Annotated in this window: 20 protein-coding genes; 11 read left to right on the top strand and 9 right to left on the bottom strand. The window is 51.7% G+C overall.

The genetic code is table 11. The features are described from left to right. Window positions 1-378 precede the first annotated feature (378 nt). The 4 genes from pheS (at window position 379) to ACP5D0_RS04300 (ending at window position 4,708) form a co-directional block, all read left to right on the top strand. Window positions 379-1,377, top strand: coding sequence for a phenylalanine--tRNA ligase subunit alpha (pheS, locus tag ACP5D0_RS04315; RefSeq protein WP_472364359.1), 999 nt, complete (start codon window positions 379-381; stop codon window positions 1,375-1,377). 103 nt (window positions 1,378-1,480) lie between these two features. Continuing rightward, the gene (gene pheT / locus ACP5D0_RS04310) at window positions 1,481-3,865 is read left to right on the top strand and encodes a phenylalanine--tRNA ligase subunit beta (protein WP_472364358.1); all 2,385 of its coding nucleotides are present in this window, start codon (window positions 1,481-1,483) and stop codon (window positions 3,863-3,865) included. 161 nt (window positions 3,866-4,026) lie between these two features. After that, window positions 4,027-4,320, top strand: coding sequence for an integration host factor subunit alpha (locus ACP5D0_RS04305; RefSeq protein WP_472364357.1), 294 nt, complete (start codon window positions 4,027-4,029; stop codon window positions 4,318-4,320). Continuing rightward, window positions 4,307-4,708, top strand: coding sequence for a MerR family transcriptional regulator (locus tag ACP5D0_RS04300; protein WP_472364356.1), 402 nt, complete (start codon window positions 4,307-4,309; stop codon window positions 4,706-4,708). The genes ACP5D0_RS04305 and ACP5D0_RS04300 overlap by 14 nt, the downstream gene beginning before the upstream one ends. A gap of 106 nt (window positions 4,709-4,814) precedes the next feature. On the opposite strand, the gene ACP5D0_RS04295 is transcribed toward ACP5D0_RS04300, so the two are convergent. The 7 genes from ACP5D0_RS04295 to ACP5D0_RS04265 form a co-directional block, all read right to left on the bottom strand. After that, window positions 4,815-5,093 carry a hypothetical protein gene (locus tag ACP5D0_RS04295; protein ID WP_472364355.1) on the bottom strand — a complete coding sequence of 93 codons (279 nt, stop codon included), beginning with the start codon at window positions 5,091-5,093 and terminating at the stop codon, window positions 4,815-4,817. 279 nt (window positions 5,094-5,372) lie between these two features. After that, window positions 5,373-5,987: a hypothetical protein gene (locus ACP5D0_RS04290; RefSeq protein ID WP_472364354.1), complete on the bottom strand. Its 615-nt coding sequence runs from the start codon at window positions 5,985-5,987 to the stop codon at window positions 5,373-5,375. 67 nt (window positions 5,988-6,054) lie between these two features. Further along, complete coding sequence (locus ACP5D0_RS04285) at window positions 6,055-6,918, bottom strand: symmetrical bis(5'-nucleosyl)-tetraphosphatase (RefSeq protein ID WP_472364353.1); 864 nt, start codon at window positions 6,916-6,918, stop codon at window positions 6,055-6,057. 1 nt (window position 6,919) lies between these two features. Further along, window positions 6,920-7,753 carry a 16S rRNA (adenine(1518)-N(6)/adenine(1519)-N(6))-dimethyltransferase RsmA gene (gene rsmA, locus ACP5D0_RS04280; protein ID WP_472364352.1) on the bottom strand — a complete coding sequence of 278 codons (834 nt, stop codon included), beginning with the start codon at window positions 7,751-7,753 and terminating at the stop codon, window positions 6,920-6,922. Next, window positions 7,754-8,806, bottom strand: a complete 1,053-nt coding sequence (pdxA, locus tag ACP5D0_RS04275; RefSeq protein ID WP_472364351.1) for a 4-hydroxythreonine-4-phosphate dehydrogenase PdxA — start codon at window positions 8,804-8,806, stop codon at window positions 7,754-7,756. After that, window positions 8,807-10,123, bottom strand: coding sequence for a peptidylprolyl isomerase (locus ACP5D0_RS04270; protein ID WP_472364349.1), 1,317 nt, complete (start codon window positions 10,121-10,123; stop codon window positions 8,807-8,809). 137 nt (window positions 10,124-10,260) lie between these two features. After that, complete coding sequence (locus ACP5D0_RS04265) at window positions 10,261-12,549, bottom strand: LPS-assembly protein LptD (RefSeq protein ID WP_472364348.1); 2,289 nt, start codon at window positions 12,547-12,549, stop codon at window positions 10,261-10,263. A 219-nt stretch (window positions 12,550-12,768) separates the two neighbouring features. Between ACP5D0_RS04265 and ACP5D0_RS04260 the strand changes: the two genes are divergently transcribed. The 7 genes from ACP5D0_RS04260 (at window position 12,769) to ACP5D0_RS04230 (ending at window position 18,888) form a co-directional block, all read left to right on the top strand. Next, window positions 12,769-13,833, top strand: a complete 1,065-nt coding sequence (locus ACP5D0_RS04260; RefSeq protein WP_472364347.1) for an aminoglycoside phosphotransferase family protein — start codon at window positions 12,769-12,771, stop codon at window positions 13,831-13,833. Further along, on the top strand, window positions 13,830-14,537 hold the full coding sequence (murU, locus tag ACP5D0_RS04255) for an N-acetylmuramate alpha-1-phosphate uridylyltransferase MurU (protein ID WP_472364346.1): 708 nt from the start codon (window positions 13,830-13,832) through the stop codon (window positions 14,535-14,537). Before ACP5D0_RS04260 ends, murU begins: the two co-directional genes overlap by 4 nt. Before the next feature lie 149 nt (window positions 14,538-14,686). Beyond that, window positions 14,687-14,953, top strand: a complete 267-nt coding sequence (locus tag ACP5D0_RS04250) for a hypothetical protein (protein ID WP_472364345.1) — start codon at window positions 14,687-14,689, stop codon at window positions 14,951-14,953. 152 nt (window positions 14,954-15,105) lie between these two features. Next, window positions 15,106-15,879, top strand: a complete 774-nt coding sequence (gene yaaA, locus ACP5D0_RS04245; RefSeq protein ID WP_472364344.1) for a peroxide stress protein YaaA — start codon at window positions 15,106-15,108, stop codon at window positions 15,877-15,879. 15 nt (window positions 15,880-15,894) lie between these two features. Beyond that, complete coding sequence (locus ACP5D0_RS04240) at window positions 15,895-17,304, top strand: YcjX family protein (RefSeq protein ID WP_472364343.1); 1,410 nt, start codon at window positions 15,895-15,897, stop codon at window positions 17,302-17,304. Between the two features lie 4 nt (window positions 17,305-17,308). Next, window positions 17,309-18,286 (top strand): DUF697 domain-containing protein, encoded by a 978-nt coding sequence (locus ACP5D0_RS04235; protein ID WP_472364342.1) that lies wholly within the window; start codon window positions 17,309-17,311, stop codon window positions 18,284-18,286. Between the two features lie 83 nt (window positions 18,287-18,369). Then, window positions 18,370-18,888: a rhodanese-like domain-containing protein gene (locus tag ACP5D0_RS04230; RefSeq protein ID WP_472364341.1), complete on the top strand. Its 519-nt coding sequence runs from the start codon at window positions 18,370-18,372 to the stop codon at window positions 18,886-18,888. Window positions 18,889-18,981: 93 nt separating this feature from the next. Here the strand turns inward: ACP5D0_RS04230 and ACP5D0_RS04225 are convergent, their stop codons facing one another. Both ACP5D0_RS04225 and csm6 read right to left on the bottom strand, forming a co-directional pair. Then, window positions 18,982-19,344 carry a hypothetical protein gene (locus ACP5D0_RS04225; protein WP_472364340.1) on the bottom strand — a complete coding sequence of 121 codons (363 nt, stop codon included), beginning with the start codon at window positions 19,342-19,344 and terminating at the stop codon, window positions 18,982-18,984. Window positions 19,345-19,376: 32 nt separating this feature from the next. Continuing rightward, entirely contained in the window at window positions 19,377-20,561 is a 1,185-nt protein-coding gene (gene csm6, locus ACP5D0_RS04220) for a CRISPR-associated ring nuclease Csm6 (protein ID WP_472364339.1), read from the bottom strand. Window positions 20,562-20,994 lie beyond the last annotated feature (433 nt).

The raw sequence follows: 20,994 nt of genomic DNA, 5'->3' as shown, positions 1-20,994 counted from the left end.
TCCCAGAAGGTATTTCTTAGATTGAGGGGTTAAAATCAATGCCTACGGACGCAGTCTTCGGGTTAAAGGAGCTTTTGGCAGTTTGAAACCGATTTTTAATGGGGTTTCAGGCTTTCAATAAGCTCCTTTTTTATTTTTATTCTCGGAGAACCGAAGTTGAATATTTGGGTGAGCATCTTACGAGTAGGGTCAGTTGAGTTTAAAAATAAATCCAGCCGTGTTGTCGATGGTGTAAAGAACCCATTCTATTCGCCGTTTATGGCGCTAAACCGGGTGTGAAGCGTTGACGTTTCACCGTTCAAGCCCGATCCTGATTTTGATGAGAACGGTGTGCTGATAGCACGGGTTCTCTTAATACTAAAAAAGGTCGTTGAGATCATGCAAGATAAACTGCAACAGCTTGTGTCGCAAGCCCAAGAAGCGATGGAGTCCGTCTCGGAACTGGCGCACCTTGACGATATTCGGGTTCAGTACCTCGGTAAAAAGGGGGAACTGACCGCGATGATGAAAACGCTTGGCCAATTATCCGCCGAAGAAAGACCGAAAGCCGGGCAAATAATCAATGAAGCCAAACAGGCCGTTCAAACGTTGTTAAGCGATAAAAAACGGTCATTGGAAGCCGCGGTTCTTGCCGCTCAACTGGCGGGCGAGACGGTGGATGTGACCCTACCGGGGCGGGATCTTGATTTAGGTGGGCTGCACCCAGTGACGCGTACCTTGCGCCGTATCGAAACCATTTTTGCAAAAGCCGGGTTCGATGTCGAAACCGGACCGGAAATTGAAGATGATTGGCATAATTTTGAAGCCTTAAACATTCCTGAAACCCATCCGGCGCGTGCCATGCACGATACCTTTTATGTGGATGAAAAGACGGTGTTAAGAACCCATACATCCGGTGTGCAGATTCGGACTATGGAGAACCAGGAAGTACCGATGCGCATTATTGCTCCGGGAAGAGTCTATCGTTGCGATTCGGATCAGACACACACCCCAATGTTCCATCAGGTAGAAGGTCTGGTGATCGAAGAAAACGCCAGTTTCGCGCAATTGCGCACCCTAATTATTGATTTTTTACGTCAGTTTTTCGAAGACGAACACTTAAAAGTGCGTTTCAGACCGTCTTATTTTCCCTTTACCGAGCCTTCTGCGGAGGTGGATATTGCCACTGATTTGTTTGGTGATGGTCGTTGGATAGAGGTGTTAGGTTGCGGCATGGTGCATCCGAATGTCTTGCAGAACGTGAAGGTGGATGCGGAGCAATATACCGGTTTTGCATTCGGTCTGGGGGTGGAGCGCCTTGCGATGTTGCGTTATGGCGTCACAGACTTACGTCAATTTTTTGAAAACGATTTACGTTTTCTCAATCAGTTTAAATAATCAATCAGCCTGACGAATACAGTGTTTTCAGTGAGAAAAGCAAACTTTTTTTGCCCGAACTCGCTCATTTGACAAGTTGCCAGGCCTGGCGGGAATAACAAAAATGAAAGTAAGTGAAAGTTGGTTAAGAGAGTGGGTAAACCCGGACTGGGATACCCAAACATTATCGGAAGAACTCAGTTTGGCCGGTTTGGAAGTGGATGCGGTTACCTCGGTGGCACCGGCTTTTTCCAATGTGGTTGTCGGTGAAGTGGTGTCCGTCGAGAAGCACCCAGACGCCGATAAGCTCAATGTGACGCAAGTCGATGTCGGTGAGGAAGCGCCACTGCAAATCGTTTGCGGTGCGCCGAATGTGGTGCCAGGCATGAAAGCCTGCTGTGCTAAAGTCGGAGCCGTGTTGCCCGGTGATTTTAAAATCAAAAAAGCCAAGTTGCGCGGGGTGCCATCGAATGGAATGCTGTGCGGTGCCACTGAAATCGGCTTGCCGGATGACGGTGTGGATGGTCTGTATGTGTTGCCGTCTGATGCTCCAGTGGGGGAAGATGTGCGTCGTTTTCTCGATTTGGATGATTGCGTCATTGATGTTGATCTAACGCCTAATCGCGCCGATTGCTTAAGCGTCGAAGGCCTTGCAAGAGACGTCGCCGCCATCAGTCAAGCGCCGTTTAAAGTGCCTTACGCGGATGTCAAGGTAGCAAAAACCGGTGCCTGTTCTCAGGCGGTTTCCGTGGCCGACGCCAAGGCGTGTCCGAAATACTTGGGGTGTTTGGTTGAAGGCTTGAATCCGAAAGCGCAAACCCCGCTTTGGATGCAGCAGCGATTGCTTCGCAGTGGGGTAACCCCAAAGCGTTTTTTGGTGGATGTGACCAATTACGTCTTGCTGGAACTGGGCCAACCCATGCACGCCTTTGATGCCGACAAACTGAATGGGGTGATGGCCGTTCGTTATGCCAGGCCTGGTGAAAAGTTGGTCACGCTCGATGAAAAAGAATTGACCCTCCAAGAAGACACGCTTGTCATTGCGGATACTTCCGGTGCGATTGCACTGGCCGGTATTATGGGGGGGCTTTCCACCTCTGTGTCGGACGCCACGGATCGCATTTTTTTGGAATGCGCGCATTTCAATCCACTGTCCATTATCGGTAAAGCCCGCCAATACGGCTTGCACACGGATTCGTCACACCGTTTTGAGCGGGGGGTTGATGCCTTTTTGCCGGAGCGAGCGTTAGAGCGAGCGTTGCAGCTAATTACTGCGATTGCGGGTGGCGTGGTTTCCGAGGTGGTGGCCGAGGTGAATGCCGACGCTTTACCCGCTCCGAAACCGATTCTGTTGCGCCGCGAACGGATACTGAAACTTTTGGGCGTGGCGTTGCCTGCTCATGAGATCGAAGCGATTTTCCAGCGTTTAAATTTTGCCATCCAACCCGAGGCGGACGGTTGGAGCCTGACGCCGCCGAGTTATCGTTTTGATATGGCGATTGAAGCCGATCTCATTGAAGAGGTTGGTCGTGTTTACGGTTACAATAATCTGCCGAATACCGAGGTTCAGGCGCCGATGCGCTTACCCTCTTTGCCGGAGTCCGAGCAGGAATTGCACGCCATACGTATGGCCTTGGTCAACCGCGGTTACTTTGAGGTGGTGACCTACTCGTTTGTGGAAGAAGGGCTGCAATCGAAGTTGGTGCCTGAGCACGACGCGATTTTGTTGCAAAACCCGATTTCAGATGATATGCGCGCCATGCGGACGACTTTATTCCCAGGATTATTGCAGACGATTTCTTACAACCAGAAACGCCAACAAAGTCGGGTACGTATTTTTGAAAGCGGACTGGTGTTCACTCGCCAAAACGGTGAAACCCAGCAGACGCCGATGATTGGCGGTGCCATTGTCGGAAATGTGCATCCAGCCCACTGGAGTGGCGAGTCGCGTGCGGCGGACTTTTTCGATTTAAAAGGCGATGTGGAAACCTTGCTGGCGATGAGTCACCAAGCCGAACAGCTGGTGTTCCAAGCGCGTGAGTATCCAATATTTCATCCCGGACAGTCGGCGGCGATTTTGCAAGACGGGCAAGTCGTCGGCCGCATGGGGCAATTGCACCCCAGCCTGATCAAGACGGCGGGTGTGTCGGGTAAGGTGTTTTTGTTTGAACTGCGCTTGGATGCGATTGAACAAGCCCCTGTTCCGGCCGCCTGCCCCATTTCCAAGTTTCCAGAAGTGCAACGGGATCTGGCGTTTGTGGTGGCTAAAGACCTTCCCATGGCGGCGCTTTTGGAAGCCATTCAGTCGGTGGAATCGGCTATTTTGCAAGGGGTTGATGTGTTTGATCTCTATGTGGGCACAGGCTTGCGCGACGACCAGAAGAGTGTGGCATTGACATTGCGAATGCAGGATGTTGCACGGACCTTGCAGGATGAGGAAGTGGACGCCCTAGTGGCGCGGGTTGTTGACACGGCTGCACAAACCGTGGGGGCACAGTTGCGTCATTGATTTGTGTGGGTGGCGCTCAAGCAATGCAAATCATGGCTTGAATTCATGGCCTTGAAAAGGTTTAATGAGTATTAAAAGCATCGTTTAAAAAGCATCGTTCAACCAGGTCTGATTGATCGCGCTTTGAACGATGTAACGTTTTTGTTGAGAAAGGAATGAGTATGGCATTGACCAAAGCAGATCTGGCAGAAACCCTGTCCGATAATTTCGGCTTTAATAAACGTGAATCCAAAGAGCTGGTTGAACAGTTTTACAATGAAATGTCGGAAGTGCTGATCAAAGGTGAGCAGATTAAGTTGTCCGGGTTTGGTAATTTTGAACTCAAAGACAAAAGTGCCAGGCCTGGTCGAAACCCGAGAACCGGTGAAGATGTGCCGATTTCGGCGCGTCGTGTGGTGACGTTTAAGCCGGGCCAAAAATTGCGCGCTCAAATAGATAATTATGGCCAAGTCTAACAAGCCTAATCCAGCCGACGCGCCCCAGCAGTTGGAGATTGACTTACCCGATAAAAAGTATTTCACCATCGGGGAAGTCAGTGATTTCTGTCAGCTCAAAGCGCATGTGCTGCGATATTGGGAGCAAGTTTTCCCTCAGCTGCAACCGAGTAAACGACGGGGGCGGCGCTATTATCAGCGAACGGATGTTGAGCTGGTGATTGAAATTAAATCGCTGCTGCATGAACAGGGCTTTACCATTCCGGGTGCCAAGGCGCGTCTCAGTCAATCCAGCTCGGTCAATATGGCCAATCTGTCCGGTGGTGAATCGGATGACACTCTTAAGTTGCTGAATCAGATGCGATCTGAGCTGAAAGAATTCCAATCCTATCTACAGAACCACTTCTAGTGCGAATGTTCTCGCCTGAGCGGTTATCTTCCATTCCTCGATTCATGAGTGCTAACCGCCGGGCTTTGTTGTTGCTTCTGCTGTAAGTTTTTAAAGGCAGTCAGTTTTAAAGCGTTTTCGGGTACTTCTCCAGAATCAGGTTGCGGATGATTTGATCCAGCGCTTCGTCAAAGCGATAATCCGGATTGGTTAAGGTAAAAACGTTGTGTGATGAGACAACCATGTGGGTTTCGTACTGTGATTTTTTGCAAGTGACTAAATGCTTACCAAGTTGTTCGAGATAGGCTTCATCCGTGTGAATGGTTTTAAAAGTGGGGTGGCCATTGTGGCCCAATGCAATTAATACATGATCTTCTGGTTGAATGGGGCGTGTCGGTAAGTGCATTTAAAATCTCTCTTATGGTATTAATTTTCGTGTTGTTGTCTGGCTTTGTGTTCGGATAAAAATCATAAAGACCTTTCAGGGTTTCCCTAAGGCTTAACCGTGCGAATTTAGCGCGTTGAATTCTTATTTAATCTTATGAATCCTACCAATTCTATCTAATCAAACTCACTGGCATTGAGTGAAGGTAATGACAGATCATAAATTCATTGATTATATCACCTTTGTACGCACTTATGTCGATTTTTTGTGATTCTGCAGTCGGAAGTAGTGGGACGTATCTTAGCGTTGTTGAGCCGATTCCATTTCAGCCGAGTCTTCATCATAATCTTGTTCATAGTCTGGCGCGGTTTCCGGGTGTTTTAGGCGCCAGATACGAATGAACTTTTCGCTGTCCAGCCGCTGCTGCAATAAGGTCACCGCGGCAATGTATTGATCGATGTAAATGTAATTGTGTTTTTTCAGACTTTGCCATAGGTGGCGGTATTTTTTCGGTAAAAAATCCTTAAAGTGCGGAATCAAGCCTTCATCGGTTTCGGTCTCTTTAATCCGCTCCATGACTTCCAGGCGTGCTTGGTAGCGGAATTTCTGTTCATACTGATCAATCATTTTTCCGATGACAAATAACACGCTTGCGGCCGCAATAAAGCTGAAAATGAAATAGCCCGTTGCGAAGGTGCCAATTAAGGTAAACAGTACCAAGAGTATGGCGGTAATCGGCATGGTCAGGACAAACAACCAAGCATTTTTGCCTTTTAATTCATCGGTAATGGCGGTGATGTCGAAATCATCCAGATTCACGTCATGCAAACGTTCCAGCATTTCTTCGGCGGTTGGAACGCTGGGTTCCAAGGGCACATCCGCTTGGGATGAATCGGGTAGCGCATTTGTGTCCATGTTGGGTCAGTTAGGCTCTTGTGTCATAGGATTGTGTCGATAGGTTTCAGGTTTGTCAGATTGTTTTTCATTCTTTAGAGGGTTTGGGCTGACGTGCCGCATCGCACTCTATTGTATGCCGTTTGTGGGTTTCAAGGCAATAGGCGGTCAGTAAACCGCCCCAAAGACAGCCGGTGTCGGTGGCATGAATATTATAGGCGTCCACGGCACCGAGCGTAGACCAGTGGCCGAAGAATATCTCGAAATCTTTGTTTCGGCGGTTCGGGTGAGCAAACCAGGGTAGATAGCGTTTTGGGCTTTGATCACTTTTCTGTGCTTGCGGCGACATCTTTTGTTTAAATTCCAATTTCCCTTGCGCACTGCAATAGCGCATGCGTGCAAACGCATTGACGATGTAGCGAATGCGATCCCAGCCGCTCAGGGTATCCTGCCACTCACGCGGTTCGGAACCGAACAAGTGGTGGCGAATGTATTCCTGCCAATCATCTGACTGCAACTGTGCCTCAACGGCTCGACTGTGTTCCAGCGCTTCATGGATTGACCATTGTGGGGGGATGCCCGCATGCACCATAACGGCTGGGAAAAAGTCGTGTTTGACCATTAAGGGTTGTCGGCGCAGCCAGTCGATGAGTTCGTCAACTTCCTCGGCGTCGAGAATGGCTTCCAGTGTATCCGACTTGCTGCGATATTTTGCCAGGCCCGCGTAAGCCGCCAGCAGGTGAAAGTCGTGATTGCCCAATACCATTTTGCCGTGACCGCTTTCCACTACTGATTTTACGAAACGCAAACATTCCAACGATTGAGGGCCGCGATTAACAATATCACCAGCGAACCAGAGGGTGTCACCGTTTGGGTCATAGTGAATGTCTTCCAGCAGTTTGACAAGCGGGTCGAAACAGCCTTGCAAATCGCCAATGATATAGGTCGCCATCTTAACTCCCTTTGCGCTCAGTGTAGCGATCGGCCAGCGCGACAAAATCCGCAACGTTGAGTTGCTCCGCGCGGTCGGAGCCGAGCAGGCCACAGGCGGCAATGTCTTCGTCACTGAGCCAGCCTTTTAAGTTGTTTCTCAAGGTTTTGCGTTTTTGCGAGAAACTTTGGCGCACTGTATCGGCCAAATCGCTTTCGTTGCGAGCTTGAGCCGGTTTGTCGGTGTAAGGGGTTAAGCGTACGATGGCGGAATCCACTTTGGGGGGCGGTGTGAAATTTTCCGGCCCAACCGTAAACAGATATTCCGTTGCGCAGGCGTATTGCAGCATGACACTGAGGCGGCCGTAAGTTTTACTGCCCGGGGCGGCGGTGATGCGTTCCACGACTTCTTTTTGCAGCATAAAGTGCATGTCGCTGATGTGTGCGGCATAGTCGAGCAGATGAAACAGCAAGGGGCTGGAAATATTGTATGGCAGGTTGCCGACCACGCGTAACCGGTCGGTTTCGCTCTGCAATAGCTGACGGTAATCGAAGCTCAGGGCATCGGTGTGATGCAGTTTAAACGCTGGAAACTGTCCGAGTGACTGCGTTAAAGGCGCAATCAGGTCATTGTCGATTTCAATAATATCCAAGCGGTCAACGGCTTCCACTAAGGGGCGGGTTAACGCGGCTTCGCCCGGCCCGATTTCCACTAAATGCTGATCCGCTTTGGGTTGAATGGCTTGCACGATTTGCTGAATAATGCGACCGTTATTCAGAAAGTTCTGCCCAAATCGTTTTTTGTGCTGATGCCTGGACGTGTGCGAACGCGATGACGAACGGGTAGGAGATGGCATTCAGGCGTCCTTTTCCATTGGCAGCGTTTTCGGGGTCATTTCAATGGCGACTTCCATGGCATAGCGAAAACTGTTGATGCTGGCGTTTCCGCTTCCGGCGAGACTCAAGGCGGTGCCATGATCCACAGAGGTGCGCACAAACGGTAGGCCGAGGGTGATGTTGACCGCTTGACCAAATCCAACGTATTTTAAAACGGGCAGTCCCTGGTCGTGATACATCGCTAAAAACGCATCGGCCTGCTTGAGATTGTCGGGGCTGAAAATGGTGTCCGCCGGTAAAGGGCCGACCAGATGCAGACCTTCTTCGCGTAATCGGTTCAATGTGGGGATGATGATGTCGATTTCTTCCCGCCCAAGATGTCCGTCTTCTCCTGCATGGGGATTGAGTCCCATCACGAAAATGCACGGTGATTCAATATTGAATTGATCTTTTAAGGACTGATGCAGAATGCGGATGACATCGGTCAATAAGGTCGGTGTAATGGCCGCGGGCACGTCGCTGAGGGGCAGGTGCGTGGTCACCAGCGGCACGCGTAATCCTGGCGTGGCCAGCATCATCACCACGCGTTCGGTGCCGGTGGCTTCGGCCAGCAGTTCGGTGTGGCCGCTGAATTTCAACCCCGCCTCATTGATAATGCCCTTGTGGATCGGGCCGGTCACCAAGGCGTCGAAGGTGCCGTTTTGACATTCGTGAATCGCGGTGTGCAACATCGTCAGAACATAATCGGCATTGGCCACCGCCAATTCGCCAGGCCTGGACGGAACGGCTAAATCAAGGTGTATGACCTTGATGGTTCCGGCCGGATTGGGCGTTGGCGGCTGTTCGGGATCAAAGTCCACCAGCTGGATGGGAAGCCCAATCTGGTCGGCGCGTTGTTTCAGCAGTGTTTTGTCGGCCACGGCGACCCATTCAAACGACCAGGCCTGCTGTGCCAGTTGCACCAGCTGTTCCGGGCCGATTCCAGCAGGTTCGCCGGACGTGACCAGCAAGCGGTGACTGTTCGAAACCGCTGTGTTGGATGAGGGTGGGGGGGGGAGGGTGTCCGATTGCATTCAGTCGCCTGTGATTTGAGGGTCGCCCTCACTGTGGGTGGGTTGAGGGTTCATGATTTCGGGATCGCGGTAGCGAATGTCAACTAAGGCTTCGTCTCGCAGGCGGCGCAGCCAGATTTCAAAGCTTTCATTGGCTTTTTTCATCCGCAGGGTTTCCATGGCATGTTGGCGCTTGTCATCCAGCGCTTTGTCTTGTTCCCGAATGCCGTCCAGATACAGAATCACCCAGCCTTCGTCCGTGGCAAACGGGCGTGCAGTTTGTCCGGGTTCCAAAGGCGCGATGGCGGTGAAATAGTCGGCCGGCATTTCTCGCGCTGTTTGCCAGCCCAGATTGCCGTTGGCATTCACCGAGGCGGGAATGTCGGAGTATTGATCGTTTAACTGTTTGAACTTTTCCAAGCTGTCGATGCTGTTGGCGAGGCTGATCAGGGTGTTGCTGGGTTGACCGGCGTTTTTGGCGTCATCGGACAGCAGAATAAAGCGATACACATGGTACTGTTTCACCAGTTGGCTGTTTTGGTTGCGCTGACCATCGAGCTTGATGATGTGAAAACCGACCGGACTGCGAATGATGTCGCTGATTTGCCCCGGTTTCAGGCGACTGACCGATTTGGCGAAAAAGGTGGGAATCTGGTCATGGGTGAGCCAGCCGAGATCACCGCCTTGCAAGGCTTTATTGCCATCGGAAAAACGCACCGCCACTTGGCCGAAGTCTTCGCCCTGTTGCAGTTTCTGCAGAATCGATTCCGCTTGAGCGCGTGCCTCGTCTCTTTGTGCTGGGGTGGCGGATTCCGGCAAGCTCACCAAAATGTGCTTTAGACGGTATTCGTCACTGTTTTCAATCAGCTTTTGCCGTTGGATAAAGTTATTGATTTCATCTTCGGTGACTTGGGTTTTCGACAGCACTTCGGCTTCGCGCAGTTTCTGGAACAGCATCTGTTTGCGAATGCGCTCGCGAAAATCTTCAAAGCCGTTTGGGGCGCTGTAATTGAGTCGGTCGCGCAACGCCATAATGGTGAGGTTGTTCTGTTCGGCGATTTCTTGTATTTGTGTCAGCAATTCTTCGTCGGAGACTTTTAACCCCATTTGTTTAATCTGCTGCAATTGCAGGGTTTCGATCACCATGCGATCCAGCACTTTTAGCTGCAGTTCATCTTGATCGGCGATGTCGATATTTCGAGTGCGTAATTCCTGTTCGGCCAGCGCGGTTTCATAGTCCAGCTCGCTTTTTAAAATGATGTCGTCATTCACCACGGCGACCACCCGATCCAGCAGAATCGGTTTTGACCAGGCCTGGTTAAAAAGCAGTGCTAGCAAAAGTGGCAGCCAAGCGAATAAGCGAAGCGGTTTTTGGGAGATTAATGTGAAATTCATGCCAGGTATCCAAGTCTCTGAGAATGAAGAGCGAGCAGCCTGTCGGATTTAACTCAATCGGCTGCGGCTTAATTTTAGGACTAAAAGTTCAGTTTGTCGCTCAGGTATTCCTTGAACGGGGTGCCGACTGAACTGAGCCCTTTGAATTCGATTAAATACAGAAAGCTGTAATTATACAGGCCATTGTCCAGTTGTGTTTCTTTAACTGATAATTCCGTGGCCCAGCAGCAGTTGTCGTAACGCAGGGCGCTTTGCATTTCGGTTTTGCGTTCTTGGGTGAAGTCATAATTAATGTAGCCGCCCAGTCCCCATTCTGGGGTGATTTGCCAAGTCATGCCGGCGGCGACATTTTCTTGCTCGCTGGGTTGGTTCTGATCCGTAAGCTGATGCGCGGCCAATACATTAAAGTCGGATGAAAGGCTCAGTTTGACGCGGCTGTTGCTGTTGGTCAGCGCGTAGTTGTCAACATCGTACTGGCTGGTGGAGGCAAAGTACAGTGGTCCGGCGGTCAGCCCAAGATTAAGGTAATAGTCGGAAACGGCCTGGGTGTTTTGCCGCTGCTCGGCGTCCGTGTTGTTGAGGGTGACCTTGCGGTCTTCAAGGTAAAAAATTTGCCCCAAACCGGCTTCGGCAATGGGCGTACCGTCCCGTTTTAAAAAACGGGTGGTGAGGGCGGCGGCCACTTGATTGGTGTCGCCAATGCGATCCATGCCGGTGTAGCGGTTGTAGCTGAACAGGTTGCTGAAGTCGAGGCTGCGGTGGTCGGTGTCGAACAATGGAATGGCGGACTGGTTTTGATAGGGCACATACAGATACTGCGCTTCAGGCTCCAACGTTTGAATCAGGTTTTGTCCGGCCAGTGAAAAATCGCGCTCAAAGATGAGTTTGCCGCGCAGGGCAAATTGCGGCACGGTGATGTCGAGCTGGTCTTGTCCACTGGTGTTGTAGCCATTGTCTTCCATATAATAGTGCACTTTATTGGCGACCGCTTCGGCTTTGAGCTGACCATAGGGTTTGAGGTATTGATATTGCAGCGACGGCGACAGAGCGTTTCGCTGGGCTTCAGGCATTTTGGCGGCTTTGTCAATTTGGAATTCGGTGGTTTCGACCGGCAAATTCACGCTGAAGTTGCGTAAGCCATCCTGTTCAAACGGGTGGAAATAGTTGAGCGAAATGCGCGGGCGTGTGCCGTAATTATAAGGCGCATCGTCACGCAATCTCAGGTAATTCAGAACATGGACACCGGCCTGGAAGTTTTCGTGGTTGTAGTTCAAATTCAGGTAACGCTCGGTGTAACTGGCGGAGTCGAGTGCGCTTTCCACCGGAATGTCGGTGTAGAAATATTTATCGGACAGTTCGTGCCATAAAATATCGCTGTTCAGCCCCGGTGCCCATTGCTGGCGTGCGTTCAGCTTGGCGCGCCAGCGTTGTTCGACCTTGTCGCCGTAGGTCAGGTCGCCGTTTTCGTCAAGGTGCGCCAAACCGTCCCGGGCGGTGACTTGGTCGTTTAGACCGGTTAGGCTCAGTTCCGCGCTTTGACCGGGCAACTGGTAGCGGAACTCATTGTCCAGCACCCAGCCGCGATCCTGCATTTTCATGACCGTTAAAGTGTCATCGTAGTTGGGTGCCAAGTTGAAGTAATACGGTACGGCGACATAGGTTTCCGCTGTGTTGCTGGTGAGCGGGCGATAGCTGCCGAAGGTCGGAAACAAGAAGCCGCTGGCGCGATCGTCCATTGGAAAGTCGATGTAGGGGGTGTAGAACACCGGCACGTTTTGAAAATGCAACCAGGTGTTGTAGCCGTAAACGCGGCGTTTGTTGTTGTCGATCTGCAGGTGGCCGAATTCCAGTTCCCAGTCGTATTGGTCAGTGTCTTGCCAAAAGCTGGAGACCAATGGGCAGGTGGTGTAGCTGGCGTGATCCAGTTCGGCAATATTGGCGATCTGATCCACGTCCACCTGTTGGGCGCGTCCGTGTGCTCGGGTGTCGATAAACTGATAACGCGCCCCCTTGAGCTGCGCGGTTTGCTGCTGTTGGTTGAGGCGGGCGCTTTCGCTGGTGACGATGAGGCCATCGTGTTGCAGTTCCACATAACCGAATCCGCGTGCCTCTTCAGTCGTGCGGTTGAGTAATACGCGATCGGACAAAACCACCAGGCCTGGGCGTTTCAGTTGAACACGCCCCATGAGTTCATAGTGCAGTTCATCCGGCTGCTGAATGCGGTCGGCTTCGGCTGAAAAGGGGGTGTTTGGCGGCGGCAGACTGAGCGGTGGGGCAATCCAAGCCGGAAGACACGCTGGGTTCTTTGAGGCTGGGCTGATGGCAAACGGACTGTTTTCTGCCGCGCTGAGATTCGTGGCGGCTAGCATCAATGCTAAGGTCGTGAGCCCCGTCGGCAAGAGAAAGCTGTTTGAAAAAAAGCGCTGGCTTTGAATTGACATCCGAAATGAAATCGTAAATGATGAAGGAAATTCAGTATTCTACCGCAAACACGCCGCCGACGTTACCCCGTAAACGTTAAAATAGGTGTTCTTATACTAAGTGCCCTGGTTTGTTGCTGTCTCGAGAAAAGGAGTCAAAAAGGTTCGATGTCGTCACGTTATCAACAGTTACAGGACTGGCTTAGCCAGTGTGCCGCCTTAGCCGGGGCGGCGGTTTCTCAGCCGGTACCCGCTTCCAGCGACGCCAGTTTTCGGCGTTATTTCCGCATTGACGTGGCGCGACCACACCAGCCAGTGACCACCGCGATTATTATGGATGCGCCGCCGCAGCATGAAGACTGCGAACCCTTTGTGCGCATTGCTGACCAGCTTTCGGGCATGGGGTTGACGGTGCCGGAGGTACTGGAGCAGGATGTGGCGCAAGGATTTTTGCTGTTGCGGGATCTCGGTACGGAAACCTATTTGAATCGTTTGTCGGATGACACGGCGGATAGCTTGTACAGCGATGCGTTGCAGGCACTGGTGCAGTTGCAGACGCGTGGCCACACCCACCTCAACACCTTGCCGAATTACGATGCGGCGCTCTTGACCACGGAAATGAACCTGTTTACCGATTGGCTGCTGGCGCGGCATTTGAATCTGAGTTTGAATGCGAAAAATCGCCAGGCCTGGCAAAATGTGACCGAGGCGTTAACGCGGTCGGCTTTGCGTCAGCCGAAGGTGTATGTGCATCGGGACTTTCACAGTCGCAATCTGATGGTTCAGCCCGTCGATGGCACCGGCAATCCGGGCATTCTCGACTTTCAGGATGCGGTGCAAGGGCCTTTGACTTACGATGCGGTGTCGCTGTTGCGAGATTGCTATGTGTCTTGGCCGCCCGAACAGGTGGTGGAATGGCAGCGGCAGTATTTTCTGCGGTTGGTGCAAGCGAAGGTTTTGGCAAAAGACGAATGGAAGGGCTTTGTCAAAGCCATGGATTTAATGGGCGTGCAGCGTCACTTGAAAGCCGCCGGTATTTTTGCCCGCCTGTTCCATCGAGACGGCAAGGATGGCTATTTAAATGACATTCCCAATACGGTCGATTACTTGATGCAGGTGGCACCGCAGTATGCCGAGACCCGCGCGCTGATGGCCTTGCTGGAAGAAACCGTTTATCCGGCAATGCAGGTGTCGCCGCTTGTGCCGCCATTCGTGCAGGCGGATGCGGTATGAATGCGGTTTCATCAGACGGGCGCAGGGCGATGATTCTGGCGGCCGGGCGCGGCAAGCGCTTGCGTCCACTCACGGATGCCTGCCCCAAGCCTTTGATGATGGTGGGGGGCAAGGCTCTGATTGAACGTCATCTCGAAGCGCTGGCGCTGGCAGGCGTGCAGCAGTTGATAATTAACCAGGCCTGGCTGGGCGAACAGATTGAAGCCAAGCTGGGAGACGGCGCGGCTTACGGGGTGCAGATCCAGTATTCGCCCGAGCCGGAAGGTGGGCTGGAAACGGCCGGTGGTGTGATTCAGGCGCTGCCGTATCTGCTGGCCGACAAAGCCAACCTTGAGCCGTTTATCGTGGTGAACGGCGATGTGTTGACGGACTTTGATTTTGCAGGCCTGGTGAAAAAGCCGCTTTTGCACGAGGTGCTGGCGCATTTGATTCTGGTGCCAACCCCATCGTTTAAAGCGAAAGGCGACTTTGGCCTGGACGGCGAGCGGGTTCTGCCGCAAGGCGACTGGACCTTTTCGGGCATCAGTCTATTGCACCCGGATTTGTTCCGTGGTCTGGCGGCGGGCGTACAGCCCTTAGCGCCCTTGCTTCGTGAGGCAATGGGGCGTGGGCTGGTGACGGGGGAAGTTCATGGCGGTTATTGGAACGATATTGGCACCCCAGAACGCCTGGCCGAAGCGCAGCAAGCGTTTCAATCAAAGTGAACACAGTGTGGTTTTGTCGGATGGGGTCGAATAGGGTCGAATCGTGACGCGCCATCGGTTAAGAATTTGGGCGCGTTTGCCTCAATTTCGGGTATAGTATAGGGTTTAGGGTTTGTACAAACAACAAGAACCGTAGGAATCGAAATACAATGAGTCATAAGCATAAAGCGATTATTCAAAAAGCCTTTGCCCACCCAATTGCCACCAATATTGATTGGAAAAAAATGGCCGCCGCGTTGGAATCCTTCGGCGCGGAGATTGAAGTGTCCAATGCCAACCGTGCCCATGTCAAACTGCGTGATGCCGAGATTACACTGGGCCTGCCGCACCACGGGCATGAACTGGCGAACCGCGATGAAATCACTCAGTTGCGTCGCTTTCTGGAAGAAGTCGGATTGACCCCAGACAAGGTGTGAACGAGCCTTGCAAAGACGGTTTCAAGACCGCTTCAAGGCCGCTTCAGGTTCGTTTCAAGACCGTTCAAATAAAATTCAAAGGGAAGCACGGCTTCCCTTTTTGCGTCTCTTAGGTTTCGTCGCCAGTGGGGCGTCATTTTAAGGAGAAAAAGATGTTGTTTTTAGTGTCACCGGCGAAAGCCTTGGATGAGTCGCCGGCACCGGATTCGGTGCCCGCATCGGAAGCGGCGTTTTTAACGCAGGCGCAGCAACTGGTGGACGAGCTCAAGCCGCTCGGGCCGGTGGATCTTGCTGGGCTGATGCATTTGAGCGATGCGCTGGCGGAGTTGAATTATCAGCGTTTTCAAGACTGGCAATGGCCGTTCGACGCTCAGGCGAAACAGGCGGTGTTGCTGTTTAAGGGCGATGTCTATCAAGGATTGGAAGCCTCGTCTTTAACCCCGTCTCAGTTGACCTATTTGCAAAATCACCTGCGGATACTGTCCGGTTTATACGGTTTGCTCAAGCCATTGGATCGAATTTTGCCCTATCGTTTGGAAATGGGCACCAAGCTGGCCAATGCCAAAGGCAAAGACTTGTACGCCTTTTGGGGCGACCAAATCACCGACGTGCTCAATCAACAGTTGGCCGAACAGGATAGCCATCTGGTAGTGAACCTGGCATCCAATGAATACTTTAAAGCGGTGAACAAAAAACAACTGCAGGCGGAGGTGATTACCCCGCAATTTAAAGACTGGAAAAACGGTCAATATAAAATGATCAGTTTTTACGCCAAACGCGCCAGAGGGCTGATGGCGCGTTATGCGGCGCTGAATCAGGTGGAGCAGGTGGAGGATCTGAAATACTTTGAGGCAGACGGTTATCGCTTTGCGCCGGATTTGTCATCGGAAAAAAACTGGGTGTTTACCCGCAAGCCAACCGATTGAGGGATTGAAACCAAGATGGCGAGCAAAAAGGGGTTGCACTCGGTCACCGAGGCGTTTGATCGAATGCTGCTGACCGGCAGTGACTGGCTGACTTACTGGGGCAGTCAGGACGTGCACCATATTGTCATGACCGGTTTGAGCCGCAGTGGCAAGTCGATGCTGTTCACCAGCCTGATGGCGCTGTTGTTGGAGCGCCATCGTGCCAGTGCGAGCTTGCCTTTATTGAAAGCCTTGCCACTGGATCGGGTCGCATCGGTGGATGTCCGGCCGATTGCTGGGGAAACCGTGTTTCCATTGGCCGAGCATCTGGACGCCCTGCAAGCCGGTCAGTGGCCGCCCGCCACCGAACAGGTGTATGGCTTTGAACTGGTGTTGACGCTGCAATCCACTTTTTGGGTGAAACGTGCGCTGGGCGGAAAACAACAGGTGGTGTTCCGGTTTTACGATTATCCCGGAGAGTGGTTGACCGATTTGCCTATGTTGAATCAGTCCTTTACCAACTGGTCGAATGCCGCCTGGGCGCAACAGATGAATCGCCCGCAACGCACCTTTGCCCAGGCCTGGCAAGAATGGGTCGCGGGGTTTGATTTCGATCAGACGCCGGATGACTCTTTGGTGGACGAGTATGTGCAGGCTTATCGGGGCTATCTACAGGCCGCCAAATCCGGCGGGATTTCGCTGTTGCAACCCGGCGCCTTGCTGTTGCCGAACGAAGCGTTCGACTGGCGACAATATGGGTTTGCCCCTTTGCCGACCGCCATCAGCAGTGATCCGGCACACCCTTGGACGCAACGGTTTCAAGTCGGTTTCACTCACTTTCAAACCCAATGGCTGCAGCCGTTGCGTGAACGTTATTTTGTCAAAGCCGACAAACAGGTGATTCTGGTGGATGTGCTGGAAGGTTTGAGTCATGGGCGGGCGCACCTGAACCAGTTAAAAGAATCCGTCAGTCATCTGGCCTCGGTGTTGGTGACCGGAGCACGCAAGTGGTATCGCCCCGCCTTTTTGTCGAAAGGGCATCGCTCGCGCGTTGCCTTTGTGGCGACCAAAGTGGACTTGGTGCCCTTGTCGGAACAGCCTGCCTTGATGGGGCTGCTGCAGGATATGACCGCGGGCGCTCGCTCGCAACTGAGCGAGCAGCAAGTCGATTTTCAGCATTTTCTGGTGTCCGCCATTCAGACCACCGATGCTGGGCAAGCCTCCAATCAGTTGCGATACACACGGGACGCATCGGCTCTGTCCGAGGGCGAAACTGGGGGCTATGTCGAGACAACCTTTGAACCGATTCCGCAAAAAATGGCTGGGTTAGGAGAAAGCGAGCATTACCCGCTGCTGCGTGCCGCCGTGCCCAAGGATTGGTGGACGCGGGTGCAGCACGCCCAGAGTCTGGATCGTTTGTTTGAGTATTTGATCGGAGCGAAATGACACTATGAAAAACAACCTGACCGACCGAGAACGCCAAGGTCACCCAGAGACATCGCAGCCACCACACCCACCGCAGGACGACTATCGCGCCAGACGGGTTGAGGTGCCCTTGTCGGTTCCGCAACCGCAGCTAGAGCCCACATCCGGTCACAAAGCAGAAGATGACCCTGTGCGGAAACTCGGGACCCATAACGGCTCCGGTCTAAAATTGGGCGGCTGGCTGCTGGTGCTGGCCGTTGTCACGCTGCTGGTGTTTTCCGTGGTGGATGCGGGGCTGTTTCTGCACACCCTGTGGGCGTCGATGCCATTTCTGGCCGCAGGCCTGGCGGTTTTGTTGGCGCTATTCATCAGTGTTTTAGTGCTGTTTATCGTGCGTGAATGGCGCGGCTATATCGCCATCGGGCGTTTTATCAACAGCACGACCACTCTGGACGACTGCCAAGCGAAAGGCGACCGTGACGCCACCCTAGCGTTTGTGCGCCAACGTGCAGCTCAAGTGGCGAAAACCAGTTTTTCCGCCCAGTGTTTTGCCGATTTTGAACACCGCTTACGCCCACACCACAGCAACAGCGAAGTCATCCAAATTTACCGCGAGCGCGTGGTCAAACCCATTCACGCCGAAGCCGCCGTCACCTTGAAAAAAGTCTCCATGACTTCCGGCGGCTTGGCGTTTTTAAGCCCCAACGGTCTGATACAAAGCACCTTGTTTATCTGGATGAGCTTGCGCACCCTGCGCTTGATTGCGCGAGTTTATGGTTTGCGTGGCGGTTGGGCGGCCAATGTACGCCTGCTGAAAGTGGCATTGGAAAATCTCGCCATCACCTCCGCGCTGGACTTATTAAGTGATGAACTGACCTCACAACTTGGCGGCGCGATCGGCGCAAAAGTGCTGGAAAACTCCGCCGAAGCCATGGCCGCTGGCGGTCTTAATTATCGGCTTGGCAAGGCCTTAATTCGGGAGTTATCCCAGGGAATCGTGTAATATTGATGGCCGTGTTCAACCGTTCAAATGTGTATTTTTAACCCAGTTTTACGAAACTTGAATTTAAGAACCAAAAGGTCTTTATGAAACATATACTTGCTGAAGAAGCTCAAGAATTACTGAAAAACAAACAGTGTCATCTGCTGATTGATGTCCGTTCTCCAGCCGAATTTAAAGCCTCTCACATTGAGGGGGCGCAAAATGTGCCACTGGATCATTTGTGCGAAAATATTTCAGACATCATTCCAGATAAAAATGCGACACTTTATTTAATGTGTTCCTGTGGCAACCGTTCTGGTAAAGGCTGTGAAGAGATGGCCGAATTGGGCTATGAAAATGCCATTTCGATAGAAGGCGGCATGATCGAGCTGAAAAAGCTCGGGGTCAATGTGGTTGAAGATCAGCATAAAGTCATGTCGATCGAACGCCAAGTGCGCATTGTGGCGGGCAGCTTGGTGTTAATCGGTTTGGTGTTAGGCTTTTTAATCAACCCTATGTGGTTTGGTTTAAGCGCATTTGTCGGCACAGGGTTAGTGTTCGCAGGCATCACCGACACCTGCGGCATGGGGTTGCTGCTGGCTAAAATGCCATGGAACCAATGACGTTAAGCGGAAAGTGTCCGCTTGATGTTTTATGAGATTTTCGGGCGATGGCTGCAATTGGCCTAGACCTGAGACGAGAATTCAAGCACGGCGTTAACGATAATCATCGTCAAAACTTGACGATGGAAAGGGATCGTCGTCAAAGCTTGACGATGAAAAGACCTCATCATCAAAAAGGCTGGAATGGCTAGAATGGCTAGAATGGTTGGAGTCGTGGAAGTAATTCCAATAATCGCTTTCAACGTCATCGGTTGAATCCTCATCAAACCGGCTTTGGTTGGCGTTTGTGTCGCCTGAGTTGTTGGCGTAGCCAACGGCAATCAAGACCAGAAAGCCCAGTGCCCACCAGAAGAGCGTGACCGCCCAGTCCCAGACAGACCCAGCAAACGATTTCACCCAATCCCAAGACTGCGCGATCCCGTCCAGCAACCACACAATGTTTTCGTAGACTTCCATGATGTTTCTCCGGTTGCGTTCAAGGATTTGTTTTAACGCGGTTCCATCTGGATTTGTTCCGGCTTAATGGTCAGGCAAACTGCTTTCTGGCGGGGGCACTTATCAATTAAAAAGGCGTCTGCATTCACTCCCAGTCGGGCGGAAAAAGCCTCTTTGATTTCATTGCGGCGGTCGGTGATAAAGCGACTTTTCATGCCATTGATAAAACGATCATCCCATTTCTCGCACGCGGTGATATAGGCATCGCTGCCTTCCGCGTAGAGTTCGTCCAAAATGCTGTAAAACTCATTACTCTGTCTCAGCGACACCGCATCGCCCACTTGGTAATCGTAAAAAATTGGCTCATTTTGCAGGCGCTTTTTCGCCGCCCAATAGTAAAAAATAAAATTGGTTTGCGTCAGCGGGATCGGCGTCTCGCCCACGTAAACCGCCTGCTCGGACGGCATCAACCGCACCGAGGTTTTGACATGACTGAGTTCCTTTTGTAAGACATTCACCATGTCATCAAAACACTCAATGTTCTCCAGATACCGATCATCCAACGCATCGCGCATGCGTACAAACGGCAGCAATGCCAGTTCAACATAAGCATCCTGCTTATCCAAATAGGTGCCCTTGGAATGCTTGGAGCTGAAGACCTCCGACACGGGCGTTGGAAAATAAAACTCCGGTTCCCCCTCGAATTCCGCCTGCACCAAAACGTGCGATAGTTGATCTTGGTGACGGCCAAACATCGACAAAGCATAGCCCGCATAAAACCCCATGGTTTTGCGACCGCCCGCAATGGACACATGCAGGCTGGTCTCCGGCTCGGAGGTAAATGACTTAATCAAGCGGGTGATATGGTTTGCCACCGCCTGATTGTCTTCTGGGCTGCGAATATCGTCAATCACCGAACCATCGTCACGCAAGGTGGTTTGGATATGGTCAGGGGAAAAATCGATGTCCGGCAGATCATACGCCTTTTTCAGCTGATAAAACCCGCCACCATTCGCCACAAACAACCCGCGTTTGCACTGCACCGCGCCTATGCCGGTCGTCAGCACATGAATTTCATCCGGCACAAACGCAGGGGTTCCGTGTGTCAGCGCGTAAATCGTTTCCGTCAATATCTGAGGCGACGTGCCCAGGATGGCAAATAAAATGCGGCGTCCGTGACCACCGGGCGAGGTCGAAAACGGTTGCGCATCGGGATGATTGTTAAAGGCGGAATTCATTGTAAATCCTTCTAAAAATCGCTTAAAAATCGGCTGAAATGGCTAGACATTATTATGACCGTCCCTGTCACAAAAACGTCTTTCACAAATTTGTGAAGATCATTGCAAAAAAAAATTACGCTACAGTACCATGCCTAAAGACGGATGATTATAAAAATGACTGTTGGCAAGGATAAGTAAATTCTAATGGTCATTTTGTGTCTGAATCGTTCTAATTAATCCCTTTGTAAAATTTACTGACGATAATCATAACCCCCCAATCAAACAAAATGCACCAAAAGAGGACAGCTAATGACGCAAACGCAACGCTATTTTGTCTACCAGTTTGAAGCGGTATTCATACAGGAGTACGTTTTAGCCGGCGGCAAGATCAAAACCATGGTCGGAGCCAGTGAAATCATCGAAGCCATTACCAAAGAGTTACTGGACGAGG

It is taken from the genome of Hydrogenovibrio sp., assembly GCF_049975065.1.
Taxonomy (GTDB): domain Bacteria; phylum Pseudomonadota; class Gammaproteobacteria; order Thiomicrospirales; family Thiomicrospiraceae; genus Hydrogenovibrio.
The sequence above is the reverse complement of the archived record's forward strand: the minus strand, read 5'-3'. Positions and strand labels throughout refer to the sequence as shown.

Excerpts from the sequence above, each read along its gene's own strand:
- pheS (WP_472364359.1), top strand. The coding sequence starts at position 379 with ATGCAAGATAAACTGCAACAGCTTGTGTCGCAAGCCCAAGAAGCGATG.
- pheT (WP_472364358.1), top strand. The coding sequence starts at position 1,481 with ATGAAAGTAAGTGAAAGTTGGTTAAGAGAGTGGGTAAACCCGGACTGG.
- ACP5D0_RS04305 (WP_472364357.1), top strand. The coding sequence starts at position 4,027 with ATGGCATTGACCAAAGCAGATCTGGCAGAAACCCTGTCCGATAATTTC.
- ACP5D0_RS04300 (WP_472364356.1), top strand. The coding sequence starts at position 4,307 with ATGGCCAAGTCTAACAAGCCTAATCCAGCCGACGCGCCCCAGCAGTTG.
- ACP5D0_RS04295 (WP_472364355.1), bottom strand. The coding sequence starts at position 5,093 with ATGCACTTACCGACACGCCCCATTCAACCAGAAGATCATGTATTAATT.
- ACP5D0_RS04290 (WP_472364354.1), bottom strand. The coding sequence starts at position 5,987 with ATGGACACAAATGCGCTACCCGATTCATCCCAAGCGGATGTGCCCTTG.
- ACP5D0_RS04285 (WP_472364353.1), bottom strand. The coding sequence starts at position 6,918 with ATGGCGACCTATATCATTGGCGATTTGCAAGGCTGTTTCGACCCGCTT.
- rsmA (WP_472364352.1), bottom strand. The coding sequence starts at position 7,753 with ATGCCATCTCCTACCCGTTCGTCATCGCGTTCGCACACGTCCAGGCAT.
- pdxA (WP_472364351.1), bottom strand. The coding sequence starts at position 8,806 with ATGCAATCGGACACCCTCCCCCCCCCACCCTCATCCAACACAGCGGTT.
- ACP5D0_RS04265 (WP_472364348.1), bottom strand. The coding sequence starts at position 12,549 with ATGCTAGCCGCCACGAATCTCAGCGCGGCAGAAAACAGTCCGTTTGCC.
- ACP5D0_RS04260 (WP_472364347.1), top strand. The coding sequence starts at position 12,769 with ATGTCGTCACGTTATCAACAGTTACAGGACTGGCTTAGCCAGTGTGCC.
- murU (WP_472364346.1), top strand. The coding sequence starts at position 13,830 with ATGAATGCGGTTTCATCAGACGGGCGCAGGGCGATGATTCTGGCGGCC.
- ACP5D0_RS04250 (WP_472364345.1), top strand. The coding sequence starts at position 14,687 with ATGAGTCATAAGCATAAAGCGATTATTCAAAAAGCCTTTGCCCACCCA.
- yaaA (WP_472364344.1), top strand. The coding sequence starts at position 15,106 with ATGTTGTTTTTAGTGTCACCGGCGAAAGCCTTGGATGAGTCGCCGGCA.
- ACP5D0_RS04240 (WP_472364343.1), top strand. The coding sequence starts at position 15,895 with ATGGCGAGCAAAAAGGGGTTGCACTCGGTCACCGAGGCGTTTGATCGA.
- ACP5D0_RS04235 (WP_472364342.1), top strand. The coding sequence starts at position 17,309 with ATGAAAAACAACCTGACCGACCGAGAACGCCAAGGTCACCCAGAGACA.
- ACP5D0_RS04230 (WP_472364341.1), top strand. The coding sequence starts at position 18,370 with ATGAAACATATACTTGCTGAAGAAGCTCAAGAATTACTGAAAAACAAA.
- ACP5D0_RS04225 (WP_472364340.1), bottom strand. The coding sequence starts at position 19,344 with ATGGAAGTCTACGAAAACATTGTGTGGTTGCTGGACGGGATCGCGCAG.
- csm6 (WP_472364339.1), bottom strand. The coding sequence starts at position 20,561 with ATGAATTCCGCCTTTAACAATCATCCCGATGCGCAACCGTTTTCGACC.